The organism is Oribacterium sp., from assembly GCF_057249185.1.
The window spans coordinates 1-5,093 of the sequence record NZ_DBHIGR010000157.1 but is presented as its reverse complement, the minus strand read 5'-3'; the positions used below and the strand labels follow the sequence as shown (position 1 = coordinate 5,093).

Sequence of the window (5,093 nt, the reverse complement as noted above, 5' to 3'; positions counted from 1 at the left end):
ACTTGAATGGCAGTAAGTACTATCTCTTCCCGGGCTCCGACGGTTGGATGGGAAGAATGCTGACCGGATGGCAGTGGATTGACGGTTATTGCTATTACTTCGGAACGGACAGCGGAAACAACGAGGGGCATCTCTATCGAAATGAAAAAACGCCGGAAGGTTACCAAGTGGATTCGGAAGGAAGATGGGTAGAGAATGGTGTTCCACAGATTAAAAAATAGCTACAAAAACTATACAAATCAATAGATGGGAAAGAGGAGAAGTTGTTTGATTACGGCTTCTCCTTTTGTTTTTAACGGAAATCTGCAGATACATAAACAGCCTTAATGTCATTAATTATAAATTAAAAATACAGCTATTTTAATAAAATTATTGAAAAAAAAGAGCCTTTCGGATAGAATAAAGAGCGATAAGAAATTGTTTAAACTTATGCAGTTGTACAGGCACAGAAGAGTAACAGTTTTATCTTAAGGGCGTAAAGACGAGACAATATGCAAAAAGACCGGCAGTTTATTCGGGGATTCTCTGCTCAGCGAGAAAAGTACGATTCCTTCTTTTGCAAATGAGAGAAAAACGAGAAAAACAAAAGGATAAAGGTATAGAGTAATTTTACTGTCTTTATAGATTCGGTTTTGCAAGGGAGGGCGGATGAAAAAGTTATTTTTAGGATTTCAGAAAAAACTGAAGCGGTTTTTGTATTCTCATATAAATGGCGGAAAGGGAATGATTTCCATTTTTTTGGCATTGACCGTTTCTCCTTTGTTGATGTGTACTTTGATTTTTGTAGAATATGCTAGAATACAAAGCGCACAAGCCATTATTGAAGAGCTGATGGGAAGCTCTATTTTTTCTGCTCTTGCCCATTATGACCCCTATTTGGATGAGCGTTTCGGCTTTATGGCGGTAAGACAGGATCAGAAAGAGTCTTTGGATTCTCGTTATCAAAGCTATCTGGAAGCGAACGTCCAAGGTTTCGGAAAGGCTATTAGCTTAGCGGGAGGATCGGCAGAAGGAAAAAATTCGCTTATTGAACCTTTGGCATTAAGACAGGAAGTGTATGAATACAGTGAGCTTTCCGTACCTATCAACACTTTGGTGGAAGGTTTAAACATAGAAGATTTATTATCTAACTTCTATAATTTAGATTCCCTAAAGGTATGTAAAAATGTGATGGATGGCGGAAAGAACGCCATTGATATTACCGATTCCGCCATTAATATGGCAAAATCTTTAAAAGAATACTCCGATGAAGCAAAGAAATACGGAGAGTCTTTAACAAAGTATAAAGAAGCAAGAAAGGCCTATGATGATGCTTATCAAGCGCTGGAAGAGGCAAGAAGCAAGAAGGATAATGGTGAGGATATTTCTTTAGATTCCTACATTAGTGATGTAAACAGTAAAGCCGGAGCCTTTGGTACAGCGACCAGAGATCTAAAAGAGAAGCTTTCTTCTTTAAAAGAGAAGGAGAGAGATTTTGTAAAGAACCAGGAATCGTTTAGAAAAGCAGCGGATGAACTGATTAGTAATGCCCAAGAATATGAAAAGAATAAACATGATGTGGATACGTTACAGGATCCTTTGTTTGTGACCTATCATGAAATCAATAATCAGGTGCAAAACAGTTTAGATTCCTATCAAAAGGAATTATACAATGACGGAAAAGAAGATGATGGAAAATTAGAAGAACAGGCGAAAAAACTGGAGTCTTACTCTGCTGAAAAAGATGAAAAAATCGAGGGATATGTAGTTCTATCGGAAATAGAGGATGTGGACCAAAGAACGGCTGCTTTATATGGAGATTTGCAAAATATCATTAAGGGATCTGATGACAGCGTTGATATTGCAACACAGCTTAAGGATTTGTTGTATGAGATTTTGGGAGTAAAAATTTTGTATGACGGTTCCTTAGATTCTAATTTGGATCCCAATGAACTGATTAATCAAAGTGGTGTACTGGACTTGGGAACAGCAGAAATGACAGACAGTATTGTGAATTTGCTCTCTTCTATCACCGACTTCATTACGGCGGTAAGCGGAGCGGATTTTTTGGGAATTTTGAAAGCCCTTGGGTCTTATTTGACCAGCATGGTTACTTTTTTCAAGGGTATATATGATTGGGCAAGTAGCAGACTCCAAAATCTTGGTCGACTTCTTATGTTCAAAGAAAACCTGGGGAAGAACTATCTTCTCTATGGTTACGGTGTCTACAACATGCCTAACAGAACCAATTACAGTGATGGCTCCACTTTAACGGGATATGATTATAGTAATATTTTTGAAATGGCCGGCGGCACCTATAACATAGGCTTCTTAGACGGAGATTTTTGGAATTATCCCAAGATGGACAATGCAGGCGGAAGCGATAAATTATACAAGGGAGCAGAATTAGAGTATCTATTTACCGGTTCCAACTCGGAAAAAGGAGCGCAGGTAGGTACATTCTTTAATATCTTCTTGTTAAGATTACTCACGAATCTTCCTGCTATTGCAGAATCAGATTGGCTTCAGGCATCAAGCATTACAGGTCCTTTTATAGCGCTATTTTTTGTAATCCTTCTTATAATAGAGGCTTTTATTGATATGATTCTTCTGGTCAACAAACAATCCGTTAGTTTTATTAAGCTAAAAGCCTATATGTCTACCGCCGGACTTCCGGATTTACTCAATGACCTGTTACAATGCACCGGCATAAGTGATGCTTTACAGGGTAAGATTAAAGAAAAGACAGAGGGCTTGGCGAAAAAATCCAAAAACAGCAGTAAAGAAACGCAAAGCTCCTCGGATAACGCCGGTGACTCCTCCGGGACCAAAGACTCCTCCGGTACCAGTGACTCATCAAGTACAAATAACTCAGGTGGTGACAGTTCCGGAAAGACCGGAGGGAATGATTCCTCCGGCGGAAAGGATGGTGGGGGTAAGAAAGAAAAAAATAAAGATTTCAAAAAACCCACAGAGGCCATGGGCTTAAAAGATGAGCAAGGCTTTCTGAAGGCGGACTACGGGGAGCATTGTTTGTATTTGATGCTTCTTGGAACAAATCAAGATCAGTATCTTATGCGCTTACAGAACCTTGTGCAATTGGAGGCAAAGGAAAAGTACAAGGAAAAAACGGATTATCATTTGAGCAAAGCTTATACCGGGATTACCGCTACCACAGAGTATCAATTAAATGAATTTGTACCTATTACAAAAAGTACAGGCGGGTTTAAACTGGATTGTACGAAAACGCTTGGGTATTAGAGAACAGTATTATTGTGAGGTTTAAAGTATATATCGGAAACGGAAAGTCGCAGAAAGCTGATGGAAAAAGATTGTATTCGCTTAACAAGTGAAGAAAAAGAAAGATTAATAGAATTTAAGAAGTCAGATAAATTTTTAAAAGCTTATAAACTAATTAAAGAGGAAATCGGACTTGAAGAAAGAAAAAAACTGTATTTTCATTTAAAGGTTTTATTTTGCTTATCAAAATTCTTAAAAAAAGAAATCCAAGGAAGATATCTTGAAGCATTGGAGGGTGAAAGAAAACAAGCTGTTTATTTCAGTATATCAGAATCACTATCTGTTCCAGGTGCCATATACACAGAAAATGCTGGATGCATGGTCAATAGAAAAAGCAGCACTCAGTCTTAAAGAGTTGAATCAAGAGATTAGAGATATGGTAAATATTTTTTATTAGTTATCGATGTAAGACAGTAGAAATAAGGGAAGGCCAATAAATTGCATCAGAGGTGAAAGCATTCACAGAAGTACAATTTTAAAGGAGAAAATAGGAAAATGGCATTAACAGCTGAAGAAGTAGAGAAATTAAAGGAACTTAAACGCACTGAAGAGTTTAAAAAAAACTATAAACTGATAAAAGACGAACTTGTTAAAAGAGACAGGCAAGGTGTAGACATGGCTGCCAAGGGACTAATTTGTCTCTTCGTGATGTGCTATCTGCCTCGTCGTGCAGGCTTTCCTTTGGCAGGAATCTTGCTGTTTGTCTTGATCATCATCCCCTTTTTTAAGAGCAAAAGTGATATCGATTTGGATGATATCTATACAGAACAGATTCTTAATCTGATACTGGGGGCAATCCTTCCGAAGGCTAAGATTCACTCCTGGGGAGAAGAGCCTATAGAGGATGTAAAATATGCGGTTCCCAAGTCCGAGAAGTATAATCAATTCGATGCATTGAAGTTTAATGACGAAAGAAACCTTAGTGTTTGTAATTTGTATGCCTGGCATGAAGAAGAGTACAAGAGTGGAAAGGAAAAACGAACTAAGACAGTGAGGGATTTCCAAGGCGTTTTGTACGCCCTAACTCTGACGGAAGTTTATCAAGGGCATGTACGGATTGTGCCCACAAAGAAACTTGCGCATTTGAATATAGAGACCCAGGGAAAATATGCGGGAGCCTTAGAGGGAGAGCAGAAGATTGATGTGGAGGATGTGCGGCACAATGAAAATTACAACATTTACTGTACGGATGAGATTGCTGCCCGAAAGTTCTTAAGTCCAAGTGTTCTGGCTTGGTTTGATGAGCAGATTTCAGATCAGGGACTTTGTGCCTATCTAAAGGGAAATAAGCTTTACATCAGCAAATATACCAATGAATATATGTTTCCGGTGCCGTACACAAAGAAGAAGCTGAGTGAGTGGTCGGTGGAAAAAGCGGCTCTCTATCTAAAAGACTTAAGTCAGGAAGCAAAGGCTATGGCATCGGTTTTTTCTAAATAGTAATGTAAACAATGGGAACAAAAGAGGTGAGTTATGGATGTTCGAAGTGAAGAGGGAACCATAATGCTGGAATGGGGGATAGGAATGATATTTTCTATCTTTATTCTTATGTTTTTTTTGGCCTTATCCGTTCATTTGTATCAGCGAAACATGTTTACAGCGGCCTGCAATGCGGCGGTAGTGAGAGTGGCAGAGAATTATAAATACGAAGGCTTGGAATACAAAGAGGAGATAACGGTACAAGATATTGAAAATATAGGCTTGTATCGCTATCTTAGTCTGAAACAAATGAATCTTCTCATACACGGAAATGAGAAAGCAAGTAGTTTTTTAGGATTTAGACTTACGAAGTACAGTGGCGGAAATGGTGGCGG

4 protein-coding genes and 1 pseudogene are annotated in these 5,093 nt (G+C 38.6%); all 5 read left to right on the top strand.

Annotated features, from left to right (window positions below; translation table 11 throughout):
• Positions 1-221 (top strand): annotated as a pseudogene (locus ACO4PX_RS08430) (N-acetylmuramoyl-L-alanine amidase family protein); the annotation flags it as partial.
• Positions 222-648: 427 nt separating this feature from the next.
• Entirely contained in the window at positions 649-3,240 is a 2,592-nt protein-coding gene (locus ACO4PX_RS08425; RefSeq protein ID WP_485572270.1) for a hypothetical protein, read from the top strand.
• Between the two features lie 60 nt (positions 3,241-3,300).
• Positions 3,301-3,630, top strand: coding sequence for a hypothetical protein (locus tag ACO4PX_RS08420; RefSeq protein ID WP_485572269.1), 330 nt, complete (start codon positions 3,301-3,303; stop codon positions 3,628-3,630).
• 144 nt (positions 3,631-3,774) lie between these two features.
• The gene (locus ACO4PX_RS08415) at positions 3,775-4,719 is read left to right on the top strand and encodes a DUF3137 domain-containing protein (RefSeq protein ID WP_485528284.1); all 945 of its coding nucleotides are present in this window, start codon (positions 3,775-3,777) and stop codon (positions 4,717-4,719) included.
• A gap of 33 nt (positions 4,720-4,752) precedes the next feature.
• Positions 4,753-5,093, top strand: a 341-nt coding sequence (locus tag ACO4PX_RS08410; protein WP_485572268.1) for a hypothetical protein, incomplete at its 3' end; no start/stop codon positions are given.